Genomic DNA, 23,020 nt, shown 5'->3' with positions numbered 1-23,020 from the left:
CTTCCTGCTACGCCACCGGCACCACGATCCGCCGATAAAGATGCCAGGTCGCGTGCCCGAGCACGGGCAGCGTCACCACCAGCCCCAGAAAATACGGCAGCGCCGAGACGATCAGGACCATCACGATCACCGCGGCCCAGCCAATCATCGGCAGCGGGCTGGCCACGACCGCGCGCACGCTCGTCACCATCGCCGTGACGAAATCGACCTCACGGTCGAGCAGCAGCGGAAACGACACCACGGTCAGCGAAAACAGGATCAGCGACAGCACCGCGCCGACCGCGTTGCCGATGCCGAGGAACAGCAGGCCCTCGTTCGTAGTCAGCACCACCGTCATGAACTCCTGTAGGCTCGAGAACGAGGCATGCAGGCCAAGCAGCAGCGCGATCAGAAGCCGCACCTGATACATCCAGACCACGAACACGAACAGCGTGACGAAGGCCATCCAGCCGATCTCGCTACGCGCGCGCACGGCCGACCAGATCGCGCCGAGCGAGACGGGCTCGCCGCGCTCGCGACGGCGGCTGACTTCATAGAGCCCGATCGCCACGAATGGCCCGAGCAGCGCGAAGCCGGCGGCCAGCGGATAGACCAGATAGACCATGCCGAACGCAGTGAAGCACAGCATGATGGCGATGCCGCCGGCGGCGTAGAGCGTACCGAAGCAGAGGCCGTAAAGCGGCAGCGCCTGGAAATCCCGCAGGCCTTCGACCAGCGCCTCGGCGATATCGGTCGCCGCGACAGGACGCACCACCGGATCGACCTTGCCCGAAATGGACATCAGCTTCCTCCTCGTTCGCCGGCGCGATCTCCGTCGCACGCGGATTGACTCGATCTTAGCGTCCCCGCGGCAGGTGCGCACGCGCGAGTTGTTGGCTGGACGACAGTATCCCGAAGCCGCCGGCGCAGACCCGGGAAAACCACCGCGCCGACGGCGCGCGTCCTTCGGGAAGCTCATCCGTCCTGCCCGCGGCTCGAAATCTTTCCCCGTCGGGGACTTTTTCGACCCGATGCCTATGGACTGAGCGGCGGGTGGTGCCGCAAATTGAGTCTTTGAACGAGCGCGATGACTCGAATGGACCGTCCGACCGATGAGCTTGCGTACCCGACTACTGATACTCGTCATCGCGGCCATGCTGGTGCCGGCGAGCCTCGTCGGGCTGCGTTTCGTGCAGAACCGGAGCAGTGAAGTCAACGCCGCCCTGGCCAATCTGTCGGCCTCGGCCGACGACATTGCGAGCGATCTGGGTGGGAAGATTCAGGGCACCGCTCAGCTTCACTATGGTCTGGCCCGCGCGCGCGACCTCGACACGCGCGACAAGGCGGCGTGCTCGGCGTTTCTGTCGGACGTGCGCGAGGAATACCCTCAGTTCACGGGAATCCTGACCATCGATCCGGACGGCAGCCTGTTCTGCGACTCGCTGCGGACCAACCGCACCCTCGATCTGAGGGATCGCGCCTATTTCAAGCAGGCCCTGGTCTCGCGCAACGTCGTGGTTGAGCCGGTATTCGGCCGGCTGACCGGAATATCGGTGCTCCAGATCGCATATCCGGTGCGATCGGAGGCGGGCGCGCTGAAGCTGGTGCTGCTTGCCTCGTTCAACCTGCGCAAATTCGCCGAGTATCACCACAAGCGGCTGCTCGCCGAGAAGGATATTCTGCTCATCGACGGCAAGGGCACCGTTCTCGTCGCTCCCTCGGGAGCCGGCTGGACCGCGCCCGTGGGCGCGTCGATCGCGGGATCCGACCTGCTCGGCTTCGCGACGGCTCCCGATCAAAAGGCATTTCAGGAAGTGACCGATCGCGACGGCCGCACGCAGGTCTGGGCCGTCGCCCACTCACCTTCGATCCGTGATGCCGGCCTCTACATCCTGGTCGGACGGTCCAAGGACGGATTGGTCGCGGCGGCGGATCGCCGGCTCTATGAGGATATGGCGATCCTCGCGGTGGCCTTGCTGCTGCTGCTGGCCGGCGTATGGATCCTCGCGACCGTGAGCGTCGGGCGCCAGGTCGGGCGGCTCGCCAACATGGCGAAGAGACTCGGGCTCGGCGATCTCAACGCGCGAATTCCTCCTCCCCATCCGCGCGGCGAGCTGGGCGGATTGATGACCCTGCTCAACGACACTGCCGAATCGCTTGAGCAGCAACGGGCGGCCATCGCGGACCTCAACCAGAAGCTCAGCCAATCCCAGAAGATGGAGGCCATGGGTCAGCTCACCGGCGGTGTGGCGCATGACTTCAACAATCTCCTCACCGTCATTCTCGGCAATTCGGAGCACCTTGCCGACAGGCTGGCGGGGAACAAGGAGTTGCACCGGATCGCCGGCGACATCGCGACAGCTGCCGAACGCGGCTCCGACCTGACGCGGAGCCTGCTCGCCTTCGCGCGCAAGCAGCCCCTGAGGCCGCGAGACATCGACATCGGCGAAAAGATTAAGGAGGTGGAGCACTTGTTGCGCCGCCCCTTGGGCGAGCACATCGAATGCACCTTCGCGCTCGCACCGGACCTGTGGTTGATCAGCGTCGATCCCGGCCAGCTCACGACTGCGCTGCTCAATCTCGTGCTCAACGCGCGCGATGTCATGCAGTTGGGCGGCAGGCTGACCATCGAGGCGCGCAACGTCTCGCTCGGTGAATCCGACTTGGACATCAATGGCGAACCGCGACCAGGCGACTATGTCATGGTGGCCGTGATCGACACCGGCAGCGGCATGACCGCCGAGGTGGCGAGCCGGGCGTTCGAGCCGTTCTTCACCACCAAGGAGGTCGGCAAGGGGACCGGGCTCGGCCTGAGCATGGTCTACGGTTTTGTGCGGCAGTCCGGCGGGCTGGTGCAGATGCAGTCCGCACCGAGACAAGGCAGCACCGTCAGGCTGTTCTTTCCCCGCCTGGCAACACCGCCAAACGAGGACGCCTCACCCGCCGAAGGGATCGTCACGCGCGAAGGAAGCGAGACCATTCTCGTCGTCGAAGACAACGACATGGTTCGGACTTATGTCGAAAGCGAGCTGAAGACGCTCGGCTATCGCGTCATCACGGCCGCGAGCGGCCCGGCGGCGCTCGACTTGTTGCGCCAGTCCGGGGATATCGACCTGCTGTTCACCGACGTCGTGATGCCCGGCGGCATGTTCGGGCCGGAGCTTGCCCGGCAAGCAATCCAGCTGCGACCCGGGCTCAAGGTGCTCTTCACCTCCGGCTACAGCCAAAATCCGGTCTCGGCGCCCGACGCAATCGGCGATGCCCGCATCCTGACCAAGCCGTTCCGGCGGCGAGACCTCGCCGCCATGCTGCGATCTGCGCTGTCGACGCCGTCGCGGTAGTCAGGAGCGCGACGCGAGGAGAAGCGCCGCACCCAGATTGGCCACGAACAAGGCCGCGTCGATGACGAAGATCCTGAGCATCGGGCCTTTCAACACGGGCCAATAAGCGACCCCGACGCGTCCTCCGCGCAGCAGGACCGGAAGGTTGTAGGCGAACTGGCTGAAATGGCAGGCGGCAAAGAACAGGAACAGCACCAGCTGCGCTTCGACCGGCTGGAAGAAGACCGGACGGGCTGCCAGAAGGTAGAGCGACAGAAGGCCGATCGGCAGATTGATGCCGCCAAGGAATGCCACGCTGGCCGACAATGTCGGCGCGATCGGATTGGTGCGCTCTTCCCGCGGCAGGAGAATCTTCAGTGTATTGGCTTGCGCAATGCTGAACTGGATGAAGGCGCCGCCGAACCAGAGCGCGTTGAGGAGCAGCACGATATCCGAAAGACGCATGGCGGAGCCCTCCCACGGCTCGTTGGCCAGGAAAGTGGCAAAGCCCGCTCCTCATGTCAACCATGTTGACTTCAGGAATCGTCAGTTGGTGTCGGCGATCGCCTCCATCACGCCCATCCACGCAGCCGCACCTGTCGCTCCGACGCGATCGAACGCCTCGCGCAGCACCTTGCGCTCGTGGTCCGATGCGCGCTGCTCGATGCGCTGCCCCGCGGCCGTCAGGCGCAGCAGCTTCGAGCGATGCTGCTCGGGCGAGCGTTTTGAGGTCAGGAGCTTGCGCTCAAGCAACAAATTGAGCGGCCGGTTCAGGGCCTGCTTGGAAATGCCGAGGATCTCGATCAGCGAGCCGATCGCGATATCGGGCCGGCGCGCCACCACGTAGAGGATGCGATGGTGCGGGCGCGACAGTCCTTGCTTGGCGAGATATGCGTCGGCTTCGAGTGTCATGCCGCGCCAGCCGTAATACATGAGCTCCAGCGCCGCATCGAGTTCGCTCAGCTTCGCAAGTGAAGCGCGGTGAAGCCCCGCGGCTTGAGACGTCTTTGCCATTGCAGGAAGCTAACCCCTCGTCCGCAGCTCGCGCCGCAGCACCTTTCCGGTGGCGGTCATTGGAAGTGTCTCCGCGAACTCCACGAACCGTGGGTATTCGTGGGCGGCGAGTTGCACCTTGACGAACTCCTGGATCTCGCGCGCGAGTGCGTCGCTGGCGGCAAAGCCCGGGCGCAGCACGATCCAGGCCTTGATCGATTCAGTGCGGATCGGATCGGGAATGCCGACCACCGCCGCCATCGCCACCGCCGGGTGCTTCATCAGCGTGTGCTCGATTTCGGACGGGCCGACACGATAGCCGGCGGTGGTGATGACGTCGTCCTCGCGGCTGACGTACCAGAAGTAACCGTCCTCGTCCTGCACCCCGAGATCGCCGGTGAGCAGGAACTCGCCGGCATATTTCTTCGACGTTGCCTCCGGATTGCGCCAGTATTCGAGCATCGTGCAAGGACAGGGTTGGCGCACCCCGATGATGCCGCGCTGGCCACGTGGCTGCTCCTCGCCTCTGTCATTGACGATGCGGACGTCGAAACCCGGCGTCGCCTTGCCCATCGAACCGGGGCGGATCGGAAACAGATTCGCGTTGCTGCCGATCACGAGATTGCATTCGGTCTGGCCAAACACCTCGTGCGCGTCGACGCCGAAGGTCTCGCGCACCCAGCCGAGCAGCTCGCCGCCGAGGGACTCGCCGCCGGTAAAGATGCTGCGCAGCTTGATGCCGGAATGCGTCACGCCGGCCTGCCGCATCAGCTTCAGCGCGGTCGGCGGCAGGAACACATTACGCACGCCGAGATCGGCCATCATCTGCATCGCCGCTTGCGGCTCGAACTTTCGCGCGCGGTGACCGACCAGGGGAATGCCGTGGTACCAGAACGCGAACAGGCCGTTGATGAGGCCGCCGATCCAGGCCCAGTCCGCCGGCGTCCACATCAGATCGCCGGGGCGCGGCAGGAAGTTGTGGCACATCTCGACATTGGGGAGATGTCCGAGCACGACGCGGTGGGCGTGCAGCGCGCCCTTCGGATTGCCCGTCGTGCCCGAGGTGTAGATGATCAGCGCGGGATCGTCAGCAGACGTGTCCACCAGCCTGAAGTCGGGCGATGCAGCCTTGACCGAATTCCAGAACGATGTCGTACCCGCCGGCGTTCGTTCGCCAACGATGTAGACCTTCTTCAGCTCCGGCAGACGGTCGCGAATCTTCGAAAGCTTCTCCCAGCCACCCTCGTCGGTGACGATCGCCCTCGCTTGCGAGTTCGACAGGCGGAATTCCAGCGCGTCTTCGCCGAACAATGCGAACAGCGGAATGGAGATCATCGCCGAACGGAACGCGGCCATGTGCGCGATCGGCAGCTCCAGCGACTGCGACAGGAACACCGCGACGCGGTCGCCGCGGACAAGGCCATCCGCCCTCAGCACATTGGCGAAGCGGCGCGACATCTCCGCGACATCGTCGAAGGATGTGCGCGTGATGGCGCCGTTCTCATCGAGATAGACCAGCGCCAGCCGGCCGGTGCCGTCGGCGTGGCGATCGCAGCAGGCCTCCGCCAGGTTGAAGCGCGCCGGGATCTCCCAGCGGAAATTGCCGTAGAGTTCGTCATAGGTGCTGGCTTCGGTGAGCATGGTCGTTTCCCGGCAGCGTCGTCTGACCGGACTTGTCCCGGCCATCCACGTTCTTGTTTGACCTGAGTTTAAGGGCGCGGATGCCCGGGACAAGTCCGGGCCTGACGGAGAATGCGTCTCAGCGCACCGTCCGGAAGAACTTTCTGACCTCGCCGACATACAGCTCCGGCTGCTCGAATGCGGCGAAATGGCCGCCCTTCTCCATCTCGCTCCAATGCGTGATGTTGCGGAAGTTCGGCTCCATCCAGCGCCGCACCGGCGTGATGATCTCCCTGGGAAAGACAGCCACGCCCGTCGGCACCTTGACGACCGGCGTGGTCCGGCGCTTGCCAAAGCTTTCCCAATAGAGCCGCGCCGACGAGGTCGCGGTCTCCGTCGCCCAGTAGAGCATGACGTTGTCGAGCAGCTCGTCCTTGGTGAAGATGTTCTCGGGATGACCGTTGCAATCGGTCCAGGCCCAGAATTTTTCCAGAATCCAGGCCGCCTGCCCGCTCGCCGAATCCGTCAAGCCGTAGCCGAGTGTCTGCGGCCGCGTCGATTGCTGCTTCGAATAGCCGGAGTCGAGGTCGACGTAATGCTTGAGGCCGGCGAGCGCGCGCTTCTCTTCCGGCGTCGGTTCGCCCTCGACTTTCGGCGCGGCGTTGAAGGCGAGCGTGATGTGGATGCCGGCGCAATGCTCGGCGTCCTGCATGCCAAGCGAGGTCGTCACTGCCGAGCCCCAGTCGCCGCCCTGCGCGCCGTACCTGATATAGCCGAGCCGGTCCATCAGCTGGGCCCAGGTCGCGGCGATACGATCGACGCCCCAGCCGGTGGTCTTGGGTTTGCCGGAAAAGCCAAAGCCCGGCAGCGACGGGCAGACAACGTGGAAGGCATCGGCAGGATTGCCGCCATGCGCGACAGGATCGACCAAGGGCGCGATCACCTTCTGGAATTCGACGATCGAGCCGGGCCAGCCATGGGTGATGATCAGCGGCAGTGCCGACGGCTCCTTCGAGCGCACATACAGGAAGTGGATGTCGAGCCCGTCGATCTCGGTGGTGAACTGCTCGAAGCAGTTGAGTTTTGCTTCGCGCGCGCGCCAGTCGTAGCCATCAGCCCAATAGGTGCAGATTTCCTGGATCCATGCCAGCGGCGCGCCCTGGCTCCAATCATCGACCAGCTCCGCCTCCGGCCAGCGCGTGCGGGCGAGGCGCGACTTGAGGTCGGTGAGGACGTCGTCGCTGATGGCGATGCGGAACGGCTTGATGGCGGTCATGGGAGAGGCCCTGCTCATCGGAGGTTCTCGTCATGGCCGGGCTCGTCCCGGCCATCCACGTTCTTTCTCTCCATTTTGAAGAACGTGGATGCCCGGCACAAGGCCGGGCGTGACAAGGATGATAGTCTGTCAGCTCCTGGCAAACCTTCGGCGCGGCCGCCTAGCCCGTCAGAGCAGCCTTCACCAAACCAGAGGCCTTGCCGAAATCCATCTGGCCGGCGTACTTGGTCTTCAACACGGCGATCACCTTGCCCATGTCCTTCATGCCGGCGGCGCCGGTCTCGGCGATCGCGTCCGAGATCACCTTCTTGACGTCGTCATCCGACATCTGCTTCGGCAAGTACGCGGAGATCACCGCGATCTCGTCGCGCTCCTGCGCGGCGAGTTCGGCACGGCCGCCCTTCTCGTAGAGCTCAACCGATTCCTGGCGCTGCTTGATCATCTTCTGAAACACGCCGAGCAAGTCCGCGTCCGAGAGCGGCGGCTTGCCGTTGCCGCGCGCCTCGATGTCGGCGTTCTTGATGGTCGAGTTGACCATGCGCAGCGTGGACAGCTTGCGCTCTTCCTTGGCCTTCATGGCCTCCTTGACCGCATTGTTGATGTCGTCGCGCAGCATGATCGTGATCCCCTAGACTATCCGACGCCTGATCTAGGCCGTTCGCAGCCCGGAGACAACCGGGGTTCCCAGCCATTCGACCAGCGCCCGCACCGTCGCCGCAGGCTGCTCCGGTTGCGGCAGGTGTCCGCAATTCTCCAGAACGACGAGCCTTGCGCCGGCAATGCCCTCCGCCATCTCCTTCGAGAATGCGTTGGGAATCGTGTTGTCCTGATCGCCCGTCAGCACCAATGTCGGGCATTTGATCGTCGCAAGCGTCGGCCGTGAATCCACCCGCGCGATGATTGCGGTCTGCTGCCGCAGATAGCCTTCGACGCCGACGTCATCGCCCTGCTCGTGTACGAGCTGGCGAATGCCTGCATCGTCGCGGCGCGACGGATGCACCAGTTCGGGAAACATCTCCTCGCGCGCGGCACGCAGCTCCCCGCGCCGGGCCAGCTCCATCAGGCCGCGGCGGCGTGCGGTCGCCTCCTCCGTGTCGGGCCGCGCCTGAGTGTTGATCAGCGCGAGCCTGGCCACCCGCTCGGGCGCCTGGCGCATGATCTCGAGGGCGATGTAGCCGCCCATGGAATGGCCGGCGAGCGCGAAGCGCGGCGGCGCCTCGCTCAGCACCCGCCGGGCGATCGCCGCCATGCTGTCATCGCGAATATGGTTGGCGACCATCACCGGGCCGAACTGCCACAGCGACGGGATCACCGGTGCATAGATCCGGGCCGAGGAGGCTAATCCCGGAACCAGCAGAATCGGCGTCGTCTGGTCCATTATTGCCTCCCGAGCCCCGGAATTTGCCGGAAATTATGCTGCGGAGCTTAGGGGCCCAAGCCGACCTGTCAAATATGCAAAAACGCATGTGAATCGGCGCATCTCCGCTTTGACGGCAGCGCCCGCGGGGACTATGAACCGGGCTCATGACACAACATGATAACGATCACGCTTGGCCGGACCACAAACCGACCGCGCTGTTGGTGCTTGCCGACGGCACGGTGCTCGAAGGCTTTGGCCTCGGCGCCGAAGGCCAAGCCGTCGGCGAGGTCTGCTTCAACACCGCGATGACCGGCTATGAGGAGATCCTCACCGATCCCTCTTATGCCGGCCAGCTCATCACCTTCACCTTCCCGCATATCGGCAATGTCGGCACTAACGACGACGACATCGAGACGGTGAACATGGCCGCGACGCCCGGCGCGCGCGGCGTGATCCTGCGCACCGCGATCACCGATCCCTCGAACTATCGCGCCACCAAGCACCTCGACCAGTGGCTGAAGGCGCGCGGCATCATCGGCCTCTCCGGCATCGACACCCGCGCGCTGACCGCGCTGATCCGCAACAAGGGCATGCCCAACGCCGTAATCGCGCACGCCAGGGACGGCGAGTTCGACCTGCACGGCTTGAAGGAAGAAGCGCGCGAATGGCCCGGCCTCGAGGGCATGGACCTGGTGCCAATGGTCACCTCAGGCCAGCGCTTCACCTGGGACGAGACGCCCTGGCTCTGGGACAAGGGCTTTGGCCGCCAGGACAAGCCTGAGTTCAACGTGGTCGCCATCGATTACGGCATCAAGCGCAACATTCTGCGCCTGCTCGCCGGCGTCGGCTGCAAGGTAACGGTGGTGCCGGCAACGACGTCGTCCGAGGATATCCTGGCGATGAAGCCGGATGGCGTGTTCCTGTCGAACGGTCCCGGCGATCCGGCCGCGACCGGCAAATATGCCGTGCCCGTGATCCAGGACGTGATCAAGTCGGGCACGCCGACATTCGGAATTTGCCTTGGCCATCAGATGCTCGGCCTCGCCGTCGGCGCCAAGACCAAGAAGATGCACCAGGGCCATCACGGCGCCAATCATCCCGTGAAGGACGAGACCACCGGCAAGGTCGAGATCACCTCGATGAACCACGGCTTTGCCGTCGACGAGAGCACCCTGCCGACGGGCGCGACGCAGACCCACATCTCGCTGTTCGACGGCTCCAATTGCGGCATCCAGCTCGACGGCAAGCCGGTGTTCTCGGTGCAGTACCACCCCGAGGCCTCACCGGGTCCGCGCGACTCGCACTATCTGTTCCAGCGCTTTGCCGATCTGATGCGGCAGAACAAGAGCGTGTAGGGCGCGCGCTCTCCTGCAACTGCTTTGACGACATCGAGCCCGGGCCTTCGCCCGGGCTCTTGTCGTTCCGGGCGCAGCGCAGCGCGAATCCGGAATGACAGCGGAACGAGGAACGCCGCTTAACTCCCTTCGTTGATCACTGCTACGCTCACGCAGGAGCCTCTTATGTCTGTCGTCCGCGACAATGCCGAGCCGCTCGCCATCGTATTTGAGGATGACGGGCTCGTGCCCAACAATATCCTCCCCTTCCTGGTCTACCAGGCCGCGGTGAAGCTCGATTCCAGACAGCCGGAAGAGACGATCGAACGCTTGTTCGAAGCGAACGGCTGGGGCGGCACGTGGCGCAATGGCGTGTTCGATTATCTGCATTATCACGCAACGGTGCACGAGGTGCTCGGCGTTGCGCGTGGCAGCGCGCGCGTCCGCTTCGGCGGCGACCACGGCCAGGAGCTGGAGATCAAGGCCGGCGACGTCGCGATCCTGCCCGCCGGCACAGGTCACCAACGCATCAAGGCCAGCGCGGATTTCTGCGTGATCGGCGCCTATCCGCCGGGCGCGAAGATGGAGGTCACCCGCGCAACACCGGAGAACCACGCCAAGGCGCTGAAGACGATTCCAAACGTCGCGCGGCCGCCGGCCGATCCGGTGACGGGCAATAACGGGGCGTTGATGCGGTTGTGGCGGTAGCTACAAAGACGGTGCAGTAGGGTGGGCAAAGCGAAGCCTGCCCACCAAACAGTTTGAACTGCGGAGAGATAGTGGGCACGGCGCGCGAAGAGCGCGCCTTTGGCCACCCTACGACAGTGTGCCCCTACGCCTCGTTCGCGCCTTCCTGTCTTGTGGCTTCGAACAGGAACCAGGTGCGGCGCTCGGTCTCGTCGATGAAGTTCTCGAGGATGCTGGCGCTGGCGACGTCGCCGGCGTCGTCGCAGACCTCGTGCGCCTTGCGCATTGCGGCGGCGACATGCTTGTTGTCCTGCATCAGCTCGCGCAGCATCTCGCGCGGCGGGACATAGTCTTCGTTGTTGTCCTTGATGGTCTGGAGCTTGGCGATCTGCCCGATCGATTTCAGCGTGGTGCCGCCGATCTTGCGGACGCGCTCGGCGAGCTGGTCGGTGGTGGCGAAGATCTGGTCGGACTGCTCGTCGAGCAGCAGATGATAGTCGCGGAAATGCCGGCCGCTGATGTGCCAGTGGAAATTCTTGGTCTTCAGATACAGCGCGAACGCGTCGGCCAGAAGCACGTTGAGTGCCTCCGAAACCTTGTTGACCGCCTGGGACGACAGATCGGTGGGCGTGTCGAGGTCGGGCGAGACCTTTTGTGGAGCTTTGCTCACGGGAAACCTTCCTGTTAGGACGCAGACATTGACGGCGCGCCGCCGCACCCCTAACGCAGGCGGGCAGCGCCGGTTCCTGCAACGGAACCGTTTGGCCGGGGCCCTCGACGACCATGGACGATTGGATCGATTATTACGACTCGACGCACACGATCTATGTCAGCAAGCTGCATCGCGACTTGCACTTCCAGATCATCGCGCGGGACATCATCGGCTACATCTCTTCGCCCGAGGCGACCGTGCTCGACTATGCCTGCGGCGAGGCGCTGTCGGCGAGCCAGGTCGCGGCGGCCTGCGGCAAGCTGATCCTCGCCGAGCCTGCGCCCGGCGTGCGCGGCCGGTTGATCGCGCGGTTTGCCCCGAACACGAAAATTCGCGTCCGCTCGCTCGACGATGTGCGCAAGATGCAGGAGCAGTCGATCGATCTCGTCGTAATGAACTCGGTCGCGCAATACATGACGCCGGACGAGCTCGACGCCGCCCTCCTCAACTTCTCCCGTATCCTGAAGCCCTCGGGCAAGCTCGTGCTGGGCGATATCCTCCAGCCCAATGTCGGCATGTTCAGGGACGTCACAGCGCTGCTCAGCTTCGGCCTGCGTCACGGCTTTTTGAAAGATGCGCTGATCGGGCTGATCAGCACCGCACTGTCGGATTACCGCCAGCTGCGCACGCGCATCGGGCTACAGCGCTACAGTGAGGAGGAGATCACCGCCAAGGTCAAGGCAGCCGGCTTCGCGGTCCAGCGCGCTCACCGCAATATCGGCCACAATAGCTGGCGCATGACGTTCGTCGCGCGGCCGCCGCTGGTCCGTTGAGCTTGGTGGATCCGTTAAGCATAACGTCTGCCTGAGGTGGCTTGTCGCACCCCGATCGGTAATGATCGCCGCGGCCCGGTGGCGGAAGTGTCTACGCGAGGGCGATGCATCGCTCTTTATCCTGGTTCAAATCCAGGCCGGGTCTCCACGCTTCGCCCCTCACGGGGCTACGCGTGGCGCAGCCACGCGAGGCCCGAAGGGGGCGAAGCGTGTCCGGCGTAGCTGGAGCGAAGCGCAAGCGTACAGGGACTGGCCGCCCAATCCTCAATCAGCCTCAACCACTTCACATTCCGACACAAGCCGCAGCCGGTCGGCATCCTTTGCCGCAGAGGTTATGACGGCATCGAGCAGGCCCGGAAAGCGTGCGTCCAGATCCTCGCGGCGCAGGCGTACGAAGCGGTTCGTGCCGGCGACGCGGGTCTGCATCAGGCCGCATTCGCGCAGCTTGGCGAAGTGATAGGCAAGATTCGACTTGCCGCTGAGCCCGTTGAAATCGCCGCAGCACAGCTCGCCGCTGACACGTTCCTGCTGCGCGAGGTGATACACGATCGCCAATCTGATCGGATCGCTCAGGCAATCCAGAACCATGGGCAGTTCGATCTGCTCGCGGGTGGGGTGGGGTGGGTTGCGGCTCATGGTCTAAAGATCATAGCGAAATGGCCCTAGATGTTCAATAGTTCTTGAACCAATTGACTCCTGACGTGGTCCCATCAATAGTTCAATAAACGTTGAACATAGGGATTTCTCGGATGAGCGTATTCTGGTTGGCCTTGGCAGCCTTTGCGATCGGCACGGAAGGCTTTGTCATTGCTGGGCTTTTGCCGTCGATCGCCACGGACCTGGCGATTTCCGTCCCCGCCGCCGGACAGTTGGTGACGGCCTACGCCCTCACCTATGCGGTCGGCTCGCCGATCCTGGCGGTGACACTGAACAATATCGACCGCCGCACCGTGCTGGCCCTGGCGCTATCGACCTTCATCGCCGGAAACCTCGCGGCGATGGTGGCGTCGAATTACGCCCTGCTGCTGGCCTCGCGCATGCTGATGGCGCTGGGCTCCGGGCTGTGCATGCCGACCGCGCTGGCCGTATCCGTGGCCGTCGCCGCGCCGGAGCGACGCGGCCGCGCGGTGGCGCTGGTTACCTCGGGCCTCACGGTCGCGACCGTCATCGGCGTTCCCCTCGGCAATCTCGTCGGCAGCCTGCTCGGCTGGCGCGCGACCTTTGCCATGGTCGCCCTGATCGGCGCCGTTGCGCTCGCCGGCCTCCTGCTCGGTCTGCCCCGCGGCCTGCCACGCAACACGGCCTCGCTCAGCGATCGGCTGGCGGTGGCGCGTCACCGCAATGTCCTGACGGCGCTTCTGATCACGATTTTATGGGCGCTCGGTGGCTTCACCGTCTTCACCTATTTCGCGGTCCCGCTGCGCGGCCTTGGATTCGATGCGTCGCAGATCAGCCTCGCGCTGCTGGTGTTCGGCGGCGCCGCCGCGATCGGGAACATGCTCGGTGGCGTCCTGGCCGACCGGCTCGGCACGCTCGCCACAGCAGGTCTCGGACTTGCCGGCATGGCCAGCGCGCTGATCCTGCATTCGCTGATCCTGAAGCTGATGCCGGGACAGGCGCATTATGCGGTGCTGGGCGCGATCTTCCTCTGGGGCATCTCGGGATGGGCGTTCTACCCGGCCCAGGTCGCCAGCATCATCCGGATCGAGCCACAGGCCTCGATGATCGCGCTCTCGCTCAACGCCTCGGCCATGTATCTCGGCTTTGCGATCGGCGGTGCCTTGGGCGGCGCCGTGCTTGCGGCGTGGAGCCCCGCCGATCTCGGCTGGGTCGGCGGATTAAGCGTTTCGGCGGCTCTTCTGGTCCATCTCGCCCGCGGTTGGCAGGCCCGGCCAAAACCGGTCAAAATTGCCGGTTGATGGGCGTTTTTCGGGGTTTCGCCGCCCGGAAAACTGGTCTAAGACCCACCCCGCGCGCGAGGGGGGACCACCGCGCTCTCGGCCAAAGGGACGCGCAGCAGGCGCGCCCTTTTTTTGTGCCCAAATTCCACTTCGGCGAGAGTTGATGCCCAAACGTACAGACATCACCACCATCCTGATCATCGGCGCCGGTCCCATCGTGATCGGCCAGGCCTGCGAGTTCGACTATTCGGGCACCCAGGCGGTGAAGACGCTGAAGGAAGAGGGCTATCGCATCGTCCTCGTCAATTCCAATCCGGCCACCATCATGACCGATCCTGAATTGGCTGATGCGACCTATATCGAGCCGATCACGCCAGAGATCGTCGCGAAAATCATCGAGAAGGAACGTCACGTCATTCCCGGCGGCTTCGCGCTGCTGCCGACCATGGGCGGACAGACCGCGCTGAACTGCGCGCTGTCGCTGCGCCAGCAAGGCACGCTCGACAAGTTCGACGTCGAGATGATCGGGGCCACCGCGGACGCGATCGACAAGGCCGAGGACCGCCAGCTGTTCCGCGAGGCCATGACCAAGATCGGGCTCGAGACGCCTAAGTCGCGGCTCGCCAACGCCTCCGCCCTGAAGAAGTCCTTCCGCGACAAGTACCAGGCCGAACGCGCCAAGGCATCGGGCGCTGCACTCGAAGAACTCGAGCGGCAATGGACACTCGGCGAAAGCGACCGCCGCAAGCGCTACCAGGAATATGCGCTTGGCCAGGCGCTGATGGCGCTGTCCGAGATCGGCCTGCCCGCGATCATCCGCCCCTCCTTCACCATGGGCGGCACCGGCGGTGGCATTGCCTACAACAAGGACGAGTTCCTCGACATCATCGAGCGCGGCCTGGATGCGTCTCCCACCAACGAAGTGCTGATCGAAGAATCCGTGCTCGGCTGGAAAGAGTACGAGATGGAGGTGGTGCGCGACAAGAACGACAATTGCATCATCGTCTGCTCGATCGAGAACCTCGATCCGATGGGCGTTCACACCGGCGATTCCATCACGGTGGCGCCGGCGCTGACGCTGACCGACAAGGAATACCAGATCATGCGCGACGCCTCGCTGGCGGTGCTGCGCGAGATCGGCGTCGAGACCGGCGGCTCCAACGTGCAGTTCGGCGTCAATCCCGAAGACGGCCGCATGGTCGTCATCGAGATGAACCCGCGCGTGTCGCGTTCCTCCGCCCTGGCTTCGAAAGCCACCGGCTTTCCGATCGCAAAGGTCGCCGCCAAGCTTGCGGTCGGCTACACGCTCGACGAAATCGCCAACGACATCACCGGCGGCGCCACGCCGGCCTCGTTCGAGCCGACGATCGACTATGTCGTCACCAAGGTGCCGCGTTTCGCTTTCGAGAAATTCCCCGGTGCCTCCACCACGCTGACTACGTCGATGAAGTCGGTCGGCGAAGTCATGGCGATCGGCCGCACCTTCCAGGAAAGCCTTCAGAAAGCATTGCGCGGGCTCGAGACCGGCCTCACCGGCCTCGACGAGATCGAGATCGAAGGTCTCGGTCGCGACGACGATAAGAATGCGATCCGCGCTGCGCTGGGCACGCCGACACCGAACCGGCTGCTCCAGGTCGGGCAGGCGATGCGGCTCGGCTGGTCGGACGAGGAGATCTTCAATTCCTGCAAGATCGATCCGTGGTTCCTCAGCGAGATGCGCGGCATCGTCGAGATGGAAGCGAAGGTCCGCAAGAACGGCCTGCCGGGCAACGCCTTCGGCATGCGCACGCTCAAGGCCATGGGCTTCTCCGATGCCCGGCTCGCGGTGATCGCAGAGACGACGGAGGCCGAGGTCACGGCGAAGCGACACGCGCTCGGCGTTCGCCCGGTCTACAAGCGCATCGACACCTGCGCGGCCGAGTTCGCTTCGCCCACCGCCTACATGTACTCGACCTATGAGGCGCCGTTCGCGGGCGCGCCTGCGGACGAGAGCTCGCCGTCCGACAAGAAGAAGGTCATCATCCTCGGCGGCGGACCGAACCGCATCGGCCAGGGCATCGAGTTCGACTATTGCTGCTGTCACGCCTGCTTCGCGCTGCACGACGCCGGCTACGAATCCATCATGGTGAACTGCAACCCGGAGACGGTGTCGACCGACTACGACACCGCCGACCGGCTCTATTTCGAGCCGCTCACCGCCGAGGACGTGCTGGAGATCATCGCGAAGGAACGCACGAACGGCACGCTGCACGGCGTGATCGTGCAGTTCGGCGGCCAGACCCCGCTCAAGCTCGCGCGCGCGCTGGAAGCCGCCGAAGTGCCGATCCTCGGCACCTCGCCCGACGCCATCGACCTTGCGGAAGACCGCGACCGCTTCAAGCGGGTGCTCGACAAGCTGCGGCTGAAGCAGCCCAAGAACGGCATCGCCTATTCGGTCGAGCAAGCGCGCCTGGTCGCAACCGATCTCGGGCTGCCCCTGGTGGTGCGCCCGTCCTACGTGCTCGGCGGCCGCGCGATGCAAATCATCCGCGAGGAAAACCAGCTCAGTGATTACCTGCTCGGCACGCTGCCGGAGCTGGTGCCGGGCGACGTCAAGGCGCGCTACCCGAACGACAAGACCGGCCAGATCAACACCGTGCTCGGCAAGAACCCACTGCTGTTCGACCGCTATCTGTCCGATGCGACCGAGATCGACGTCGACTGCCTCTGCGACGGCAAGGACACCTTCATCGTCGGCATCATGGAGCACATCGAGGAAGCCGGCATCCATTCCGGCGACAGCGCCTGCTCGCTGCCGCCGCACTCGCTGGACGACAAGATGATCGAGGAGCTGGAGCGGCAGACCCGCGAGCTGGCCCTCGGCCTCGACGTCGTCGGCCTGATGAATGTGCAATACGCCATCAAGGACGGCGAGATCTACGTGCTCGAAGTCAATCCGCGGGCCTCGCGCACGGTGCCCTTTGTCGCCAAGGTGGTCGGTACGCCGGTGGCGAAGATCGCGGCGCGCATCATGGCCGGCGAGAAGCTCGCCGATTTCAACCTGAAGAAGGCGAACCTCGATCATGTCGGCGTGAAGGAATCGGTGTTTCCGTTCGCCCGCTTCCCCGGGGTCGATACCGTGCTCGGCCCCGAGATGCGCTCGACCGGCGAGGTCATGGGCATCGACCGCTCCTTTGCGGTGGCGTTCGCCAAGAGCCAGCTCGGCGGCGGCACGCGGGTGCCGCGCAAGGGCACGGTGTTCGTTTCGGTTCGCGAGAGCGACAAGACGCGCATCACCGAGGCCGTTCGCGAGCTGCATTCGCTCGGCTTCAAGGTGCTGGCGACGTCGGGCACGGCCCGCTTCCTGACCGACCAGGGGATCCCGACCGAGAAGGTGAACAAGGTGCTGGAGGGCCGGCCGCACATCGTCGATGCCATCACCAATGGCGACGTCCAGCTCGTCTTCAACACCACCGAAGGCCCGCAGGCGCTCGCCGACAGCCGTTCTCTGCGGCGCGCGGCCCTCTTGCATAAAGTGCCGTATTACACCACTCTTTCCGGGGCCGTGGCGGCCGCGCAGGGCATCCGCGCCTATCTGGGCGGGGACCTTGAGGTTCGGACCCTGCAGAGCTACTTTTCGGAAACCTGATCGCGAGCGGAAGGCCCAACCTTCTGTTAGTGATTGGCGGTGAAGCCACTATGGCCGGAGGAACTGTCCGGCCATATGGTTGTTCTGTTCCGGTGCCAAGCCCATATGAACGTTCGGCGGCACGCGCGTTGAGCCCCCGGACAGACTGACGAATCAAGTTGCGTGCGCGCTGACTTTTCAGGGCGCGCGCGACCGAAGGACGAGAGAAGAGATGGAAAAGGTACCGATGACAGCGGGCGGCTTTGCCGCGCTCGGGGAAGAACTGAAGAAGCGCCAATCGGAGGACCGTCCGCGGATCATCGAGCATATCGCCGAGGCGCGCTCGCACGGAGACCTTTCGGAGAACGCGGAATACCACGCCGCGAAGGAAGAGCAGTCCCACAATGAAGGCCGCATCGCCGAGCTCGAGGACAAGCTGGCGCGCGCCGACATCATCGACATCTCGAAGCTGTCCGGCGACACCATCAAGTTCGGCGCGACCGTGACACTGGTCGACGAGGACACCGAAAAGAAGACGGTGTGGCAGATCGTCGGCGAGGTCGAGGCCGACGCCAAGAAGGGCCGCATCTCCATCACCTCGCCGCTCGCGCGCGCGCTGATCGGCAAGAAGAAGGGCTCAACCGTCGAGGTCAACGCACCCGGCGGCGCCAAGGCTTATGAGATCACCAAGGTGGAGTGGCGGTAACGATTTGCCGTCGCGCGTGATTTGAAAAGGCCGCGCGATGCGCGGCCTTTTTATATCTAGTGTTGCCGAGGGGGTGCGGCTTACTCCACCTCGCTCCGCCTGCGGGGAGAGGACGAACTACCTTCTTCCTCTCACGTCGAGCGGCACGGCCGCCTCGTATTTCGAATTGTGCAGCACCAGCGAGGTCCGCACGTTGCGGACGTGCGGGGCGGCGGTCAGGTGGGTGACGAAATCCTGGAAGGTGGCCATGTCGGGTGCGACGCATTTCAGGATGAAATCGACTTCGCCCGACAGCATCCAGCACTCGCGCACCAGCGGCTCGGCGCGGACGAACTCCTCGAAGGCGCGCAAATCGGCCTCCGCCTGGCTGGAGAGGTGCACTGCGGCAAACACCGTGACGTCGAAGCCGAGCTTGCGTGCATCCAGAAGCCCGCGATAGCCGTGGATATACCCCTCCTCCTCCAGCGCCCGCACGCGGCGCAGGCAGGGCGGGGGCGAAATGCCGACGCGCTTGGCCAGCTCGACATTCGTGATTCGACCGTCGGCCTGAATCTCGGTGAGAATCTTCAGGTCGATCTCGTCTAGGTTCCGCGACACGTGATTGGAACTCCTGGTCTTGCGGCGGTATCGGTGGCTTTGTCGCAATCCTCATAGCCCAGACCGCACGACCGGCGCAATTTTATTGCGCGTGCAGCGCAATCGACTTTTGTTCCCTGTTGGAAAAATCCGCCGATAGGGAATGCAATTCTTGCATAGCTCACCAGAAGGCTTAGATTACCTCTGATATTTCAGCGCCTCCGCGAGGCCTCCCGGCACGTTCCGCGCCCGCGCTGCAGTCCCCCGTGAAAGGCATCTGTCGAAATGTCCGCCGCTGTCCATGCAAAGGTCGTCATCATCGGCTCCGGCCCCGCAGGCTACACGGCGGCGATCTACGCCGCGCGCGCGATGCTCGAGCCGATCCTGATCCAGGGCATCCAGGCAGGCGGCCAGCTCACCATCACCACCGAGGTCGAGAACTATCCCGGCTTCGCCGACGTGATCCAGGGCCCCTGGCTGATGGAGCAGATGGAGAAGCAGGCGCTGCATGTGGGCACCCAGATCAAGACCGATCTGGTGACGAAGCTCGACACCTCGCAGCGACCCTTTCGCCTCACCTGCGATAGCGGTGACGTCTATCTCGCCGACACCGTGATCCTCGCCACCGGCGCCCAGGCGCGCTGGCTCGGGCTGCCGTCCGAAGCGAAATTCCAGGGCGGCGGCGTGTCGGCCTGTGCCACCTGTGACGGCTTCTTCTACCGCAACAAGCAAGTCGTGGTGGTCGGCGGCGGCAATACCGCGGTCGAAGAAGCCCTGTATCTCACCAACCATGCCTCGCAGGTCACCATCGTGCATCGTCGCGATCACTTCCGCGCCGAACGCATCCTGCAGGAGCGTCTGTTCAAGCACCCGAAGATCAAGGTGGTCTGGGACTCAGCCGTCGACGAGATCTGCGGCACCGAGAACCCGAACAAGGTCACCCATGTGCGACTCAAGAACGTCAAGTCCGGCGCGTTGACCGATGTGCCGACCGACGGCGTCTTCATCGCCATCGGGCATGCCCCGGCGACCGAGCTCGTGGCTGGGCAGGTCAAGCTGAAACCGTCGGGCTATGTCGAGGTCGCCCCGAACTCGACCGCGACCTCGGTCCCCGGCCTGTTCGCCGCCGGCGACGTCGCCGACGAGACCTATCGTCAAGCGGTCACGGCGGCCGGCCTCGGCTGCATGGCGGCGCTCGAGGCGGAACGATTTTTGGCCCTGCGCGCCAGCGAGCGCGCGGCAGCGGAATAGACATCATGGCAAGAACACGCGACGGATTTACGGATATGGACTGGGACAAGCTGAAGGTGTTTCACGCCGCGGCGGAAGCGGGCAGCTTCACGCACGCGGGCGAGCAGCTCGGCCTGTCGCAATCGGCGGTGTCACGCCAGGTCTCGGCACTGGAGCAGGAGCTCTCGGTCTCGCTGTTCCACCGCCACGCCCGCGGCCTGATCCTCACCGAACAGGGCGACCTCCTGTTCCGCACCGCCCATGACGTCTTCATGCAGCTGCAGGCGGCGCGCGCGAAACTGACCGACAGCCGCGAGCGGCCGAGCGGCGATCTCAAGATCACCACCACGCCCGGCGTCGGCATCAACTGGCTGATCCCCAGGCTCGGCGAATTCACCGCGCTCTATCCGGAAATCCGGATCTCGCTGATCGTCACCGACGAGGAGCTCGACCTGTCGATGCGGGAGGCCGACGTCGCGATCCGCACCCGCAAGCCGACGCAGCCGGATCTCATTCAGCGCAAGCTGTTCGCGATGGGCTTCCACGCCTATTGCTCGCCTGATTACATCAAGCGCTTCGGCACGCCGCGCACGCTGGAGGAGCTCGACTCCCACCGCATCATCACGCTCTCTGACGGCAACTTCGCCCCGCATCTTCAGAACCGCAACTGGCTGGTCGAAGCGGGGCGCAACGGCTCGGGTCCGCGCGAAGCCTATTTCAGGGTCAACAACATTCTCGGCCTCGTCCGCGCCTGTCAGCAGGGCCTCGGCATCGCGGCGCTGCCGGACTATCTGATCGAAGAACAGAGCCGCCTCGTGCAGCTGTTCGGCGAATCGGATTCGATCCAGCTCGATACGTATTTTGTTTATCCGGAAGAGCTGAAGACGGTCGCGCGCGTGCAAGTGTTCCGCGACTTCGTGGTGAGCAAAGCGCAGCGCTGGCCGTCCTGATTTCCGCATGTCTGACATGCGGCTTGGACGCTTGATGCATGGCGCGAGGCTAGCCCATAATGTTTCTACGCTGAGCCTTCGCGTTGCGCATTTGTCCCCCTCCTCCAGTGGCGCGGGAGTTCAGTAATCCCTCTTGGAAGGTGATTGTGTCGGCCTCACGTGGCCAATACCTTAAGCCGGGCTCGATCGAGCCCGGCTTTTTTTTGGCAAATCCGGCCTTCGCCCTCCGCGTGTATTGACAGTTCCATGCTTACCCCGCATCATTTGCGAATGATCACGAAGTCGTGCGCAATCTCGTCGCAGGCAATCGCCTCGAAAAAAGGCCCCCATTCGGGGACCTCGGATTTTTGCGCGCGCTAACAGCCTTCGTCATCGCGAGCCGAAACTTCGAAAACCCCGCCGCCTGGACGGGGTTTTTTCATGTGCCCCGTCTCAGGATTTTTCCCGAGAAGGAGATGGAACATGACCGGACTACAGGAACATTTGCACGGGCTCTGGCTGCCGCTGATCACGCCGTTTCGCGACGGTGCCCTCGACGAGAGGTCGCTGCGCCGGCTGACACGGCATTACAGCGGGCAGGCCGTCGACGGCTTCATCCTGGGGGCGACCTCCGGTGAAGGCATGACGCTGCGCGAAGCCGAACTCGAACGCCTCGTCGCCATCGTGCGCGACGAGCTGACCACCGCCCACAGCAAGCTTCCGATCTGCCTCGGACTTTCAGGCGCGGACACCTCGCGGCTGAAGGAGCGTCTCGACGAGACCGCGGACTGGCCGATCGACGGTTATCTGATCGCGAGCCCGTATTATGTGCGGCCGTCGCAGCGGGGGCTGCTGGCGCATTTCGAGGCGCTCGCCGATCACGCCGCCTGGCCGCTCGCGCTCTACAACATCCCCTATCGCACCTCGGTCAACATCACCAACCAGACGCTGCTGCGGCTTGCCGGGCATCCGAACATCATCGGCCTGAAGGATTGCCGCGCAAGCCGCGAGCAATCCATCGCGCTGCTGCGGGACAGGCCCAAGGACTTTCGCGTGCTGACCGGCGAGGATGCGAATTATTTCGAGGCGCTCAGCGACGGCGCCGATGGCGGCATCGTGCTGTCAGCCCATCTCGAGACCGCGACGTTCGCGGCTGTCCATGCCGAGCTGAAGCGCGGCAATCACGATGCAGCGCTGGCGCGCTGGCAGGAGGTCGCGGACCTGACGCGCCTGTTGTTCACCGAGCCCAGTCCCGCCCCGGCAAAATACTGGCTGTGGCGCGCGGGCCTGATCGACAGCCCCGAAGTGCGCCTGCCGATGGTCGAGATCGGCAGCGAACTCGCCGTGCAGCTCGATTGCGAGATCGAACGGCGGATGCAAGTCGCGGCTTAGATGCTTCACCTCTCCCGGCAGGCTTCCCTTCTCTCTTGCGGGAGAAGGGAAGACGCACCGTGGTTAACCCCGCCCCAACGGCCTTCGCTGCTGCCGCATGGCGCATCCACGGCTCGTTTACGCAAACGCGCCTATCGTCTTCATTCAAAGTCTTTTCAATGGGGGAATGATCATGGGGCAACGCATCCGCCCGACGGCGGCAGACACGTTCGCGTCGGCTGATTTCTTGCGGGGAATTGTGGTGGTGTCGTCGTTCGGCTTCTGGGCGGTGATGCTCGGCCTGATGCCGGTGCTGGTGTTTCGGGTCTGGCTGGCATGATGCCAGCGCGCCGCGATGGTTAACTCGTGGTAGCAGCTGTGTTCAAAAGCGCGCGAAACTGCGACCCGGAATTTTAAAATATCCCGTGTAGCGTTCATGCCCATAAGCGAAGAAATCGCGGGGGCGTTTGTGAATAGTCATAACGAGATGGCGTCGCATTACGACGCTGGACAGCAGGGCTTTACCACCGAGGACATTCTCTGGGCCGCCGGCATCTGGTCGGTGATCCTCACTCTGTCGCCGGTGATCGTGTTCTACATGCTGATGGTGGCGTAACTTCCATCCACTTTCTTGAGCACGATCTTA

At 64.1% G+C, this 23,020-nt stretch carries 22 protein-coding genes; 12 read left to right on the top strand and 10 right to left on the bottom strand.

All coding sequences use genetic code 11. From position 1 onward, the window contains the following. Positions 1 to 7: 7 nt before the first annotated feature. A complete protein-coding gene (locus ACIPUD_RS27400) occupies positions 8 to 781 on the bottom strand; it encodes a DUF2189 domain-containing protein (RefSeq protein WP_018453603.1) in 774 nt (257 codons plus the stop codon). Between the two features lie 310 nt (positions 782 to 1,091). On the opposite strand from ACIPUD_RS27400, the gene ACIPUD_RS27395 reads away from it, so the two are divergent. Next, on the top strand, positions 1,092 to 3,320 hold the full coding sequence (locus ACIPUD_RS27395; RefSeq protein ID WP_446481886.1) for an ATP-binding protein: 2,229 nt from the start codon (positions 1,092 to 1,094) through the stop codon (positions 3,318 to 3,320). Here ACIPUD_RS27395 and ACIPUD_RS27390 read toward each other — a convergent pair whose 3' ends face one another. The 6 genes from ACIPUD_RS27390 to ACIPUD_RS27365 all read right to left on the bottom strand — a co-directional run bounded on the left by ACIPUD_RS27390 (position 3,321) and on the right by ACIPUD_RS27365 (position 8,566). Next, the gene (locus tag ACIPUD_RS27390) at positions 3,321 to 3,764 is read right to left on the bottom strand and encodes a hypothetical protein (RefSeq protein WP_018453601.1); all 444 of its coding nucleotides are present in this window, start codon (positions 3,762 to 3,764) and stop codon (positions 3,321 to 3,323) included. Positions 3,765 to 3,845: 81 nt separating this feature from the next. Continuing rightward, positions 3,846 to 4,313 (bottom strand): MarR family winged helix-turn-helix transcriptional regulator, encoded by a 468-nt coding sequence (locus ACIPUD_RS27385; protein ID WP_018453600.1) that lies wholly within the window; start codon positions 4,311 to 4,313, stop codon positions 3,846 to 3,848. Between the two features lie 9 nt (positions 4,314 to 4,322). After that, entirely contained in the window at positions 4,323 to 5,933 is a 1,611-nt protein-coding gene (locus tag ACIPUD_RS27380) for an acyl-CoA synthetase (protein WP_204512330.1), read from the bottom strand. A gap of 118 nt (positions 5,934 to 6,051) precedes the next feature. Next, positions 6,052 to 7,188 carry an epoxide hydrolase family protein gene (locus ACIPUD_RS27375; RefSeq protein ID WP_446481926.1) on the bottom strand — a complete coding sequence of 379 codons (1,137 nt, stop codon included), beginning with the start codon at positions 7,186 to 7,188 and terminating at the stop codon, positions 6,052 to 6,054. A 160-nt stretch (positions 7,189 to 7,348) separates the two neighbouring features. Beyond that, positions 7,349 to 7,804, bottom strand: coding sequence for a GatB/YqeY domain-containing protein (locus ACIPUD_RS27370; protein ID WP_018453597.1), 456 nt, complete (start codon positions 7,802 to 7,804; stop codon positions 7,349 to 7,351). Positions 7,805 to 7,837: 33 nt separating this feature from the next. Further along, positions 7,838 to 8,566 (bottom strand): alpha/beta fold hydrolase, encoded by a 729-nt coding sequence (locus ACIPUD_RS27365; protein ID WP_204512331.1) that lies wholly within the window; start codon positions 8,564 to 8,566, stop codon positions 7,838 to 7,840. A 146-nt stretch (positions 8,567 to 8,712) separates the two neighbouring features. Here ACIPUD_RS27365 and carA point away from each other — a divergent pair, with 146 nt between their 5' ends. Beyond that, positions 8,713 to 9,903, top strand: a complete 1,191-nt coding sequence (gene carA, locus ACIPUD_RS27360) for a glutamine-hydrolyzing carbamoyl-phosphate synthase small subunit (protein WP_026232561.1) — start codon at positions 8,713 to 8,715, stop codon at positions 9,901 to 9,903. A 165-nt stretch (positions 9,904 to 10,068) separates the two neighbouring features. After that, positions 10,069 to 10,590, top strand: coding sequence for a hypothetical protein (locus ACIPUD_RS27355; protein ID WP_446481885.1), 522 nt, complete (start codon positions 10,069 to 10,071; stop codon positions 10,588 to 10,590). A 124-nt stretch (positions 10,591 to 10,714) separates the two neighbouring features. Here ACIPUD_RS27355 and ACIPUD_RS27350 read toward each other — a convergent pair whose 3' ends face one another. Then, positions 10,715 to 11,239 (bottom strand): Dps family protein, encoded by a 525-nt coding sequence (locus ACIPUD_RS27350; RefSeq protein ID WP_007596666.1) that lies wholly within the window; start codon positions 11,237 to 11,239, stop codon positions 10,715 to 10,717. Between the two features lie 113 nt (positions 11,240 to 11,352). Between ACIPUD_RS27350 and ACIPUD_RS27345 the strand changes: the two genes are divergently transcribed. Beyond that, the gene (locus ACIPUD_RS27345) at positions 11,353 to 12,054 is read left to right on the top strand and encodes a class I SAM-dependent methyltransferase (protein ID WP_085349618.1); all 702 of its coding nucleotides are present in this window, start codon (positions 11,353 to 11,355) and stop codon (positions 12,052 to 12,054) included. 264 nt (positions 12,055 to 12,318) lie between these two features. On the opposite strand, the gene ACIPUD_RS27340 is transcribed toward ACIPUD_RS27345, so the two are convergent. Continuing rightward, positions 12,319 to 12,690 (bottom strand): ArsR/SmtB family transcription factor, encoded by a 372-nt coding sequence (locus tag ACIPUD_RS27340; protein ID WP_085354352.1) that lies wholly within the window; start codon positions 12,688 to 12,690, stop codon positions 12,319 to 12,321. 113 nt (positions 12,691 to 12,803) lie between these two features. Between ACIPUD_RS27340 and ACIPUD_RS27335 the strand changes: the two genes are divergently transcribed. The 3 genes from ACIPUD_RS27335 to greA all read left to right on the top strand — a co-directional run bounded on the left by ACIPUD_RS27335 (position 12,804) and on the right by greA (position 18,268). After that, entirely contained in the window at positions 12,804 to 13,973 is a 1,170-nt protein-coding gene (locus ACIPUD_RS27335; RefSeq protein WP_377791895.1) for an MFS transporter, read from the top strand. A gap of 145 nt (positions 13,974 to 14,118) precedes the next feature. Next, positions 14,119 to 17,583: a carbamoyl-phosphate synthase large subunit gene (gene carB / locus ACIPUD_RS27330; protein WP_446481884.1), complete on the top strand. Its 3,465-nt coding sequence runs from the start codon at positions 14,119 to 14,121 to the stop codon at positions 17,581 to 17,583. A gap of 211 nt (positions 17,584 to 17,794) precedes the next feature. Further along, positions 17,795 to 18,268, top strand: a complete 474-nt coding sequence (gene greA, locus ACIPUD_RS27325) for a transcription elongation factor GreA (protein WP_007596674.1) — start codon at positions 17,795 to 17,797, stop codon at positions 18,266 to 18,268. Between the two features lie 117 nt (positions 18,269 to 18,385). Here greA and ACIPUD_RS27320 read toward each other — a convergent pair whose 3' ends face one another. After that, positions 18,386 to 18,865: an Lrp/AsnC family transcriptional regulator gene (locus ACIPUD_RS27320; RefSeq protein WP_007596676.1), complete on the bottom strand. Its 480-nt coding sequence runs from the start codon at positions 18,863 to 18,865 to the stop codon at positions 18,386 to 18,388. A 264-nt stretch (positions 18,866 to 19,129) separates the two neighbouring features. Between ACIPUD_RS27320 and trxB the strand changes: the two genes are divergently transcribed. The 5 genes from trxB (at position 19,130) to ACIPUD_RS27295 (ending at position 22,990) form a co-directional block, all read left to right on the top strand. Continuing rightward, on the top strand, positions 19,130 to 20,095 hold the full coding sequence (trxB, locus tag ACIPUD_RS27315; RefSeq protein WP_247296188.1) for a thioredoxin-disulfide reductase: 966 nt from the start codon (positions 19,130 to 19,132) through the stop codon (positions 20,093 to 20,095). Between the two features lie 5 nt (positions 20,096 to 20,100). Next, positions 20,101 to 21,024, top strand: a complete 924-nt coding sequence (locus ACIPUD_RS27310; protein ID WP_007614700.1) for a LysR family transcriptional regulator — start codon at positions 20,101 to 20,103, stop codon at positions 21,022 to 21,024. A gap of 462 nt (positions 21,025 to 21,486) precedes the next feature. Next, positions 21,487 to 22,395 (top strand): 4-hydroxy-tetrahydrodipicolinate synthase family protein, encoded by a 909-nt coding sequence (locus tag ACIPUD_RS27305; protein WP_446481883.1) that lies wholly within the window; start codon positions 21,487 to 21,489, stop codon positions 22,393 to 22,395. 172 nt (positions 22,396 to 22,567) lie between these two features. Continuing rightward, positions 22,568 to 22,714: a hypothetical protein gene (locus ACIPUD_RS27300; protein WP_162847256.1), complete on the top strand. Its 147-nt coding sequence runs from the start codon at positions 22,568 to 22,570 to the stop codon at positions 22,712 to 22,714. Positions 22,715 to 22,810: 96 nt separating this feature from the next. After that, positions 22,811 to 22,990, top strand: a complete 180-nt coding sequence (locus ACIPUD_RS27295) for a hypothetical protein (RefSeq protein WP_007596684.1) — start codon at positions 22,811 to 22,813, stop codon at positions 22,988 to 22,990. Positions 22,991 to 23,020: the final 30 nt, after the last annotated feature.

The organism is Bradyrhizobium sp. CAR08 (genome assembly GCF_052871955.1).
The sequence above is the reverse complement of the archived record's forward strand: the minus strand, read 5'-3'. Positions and strand labels throughout refer to the sequence as shown.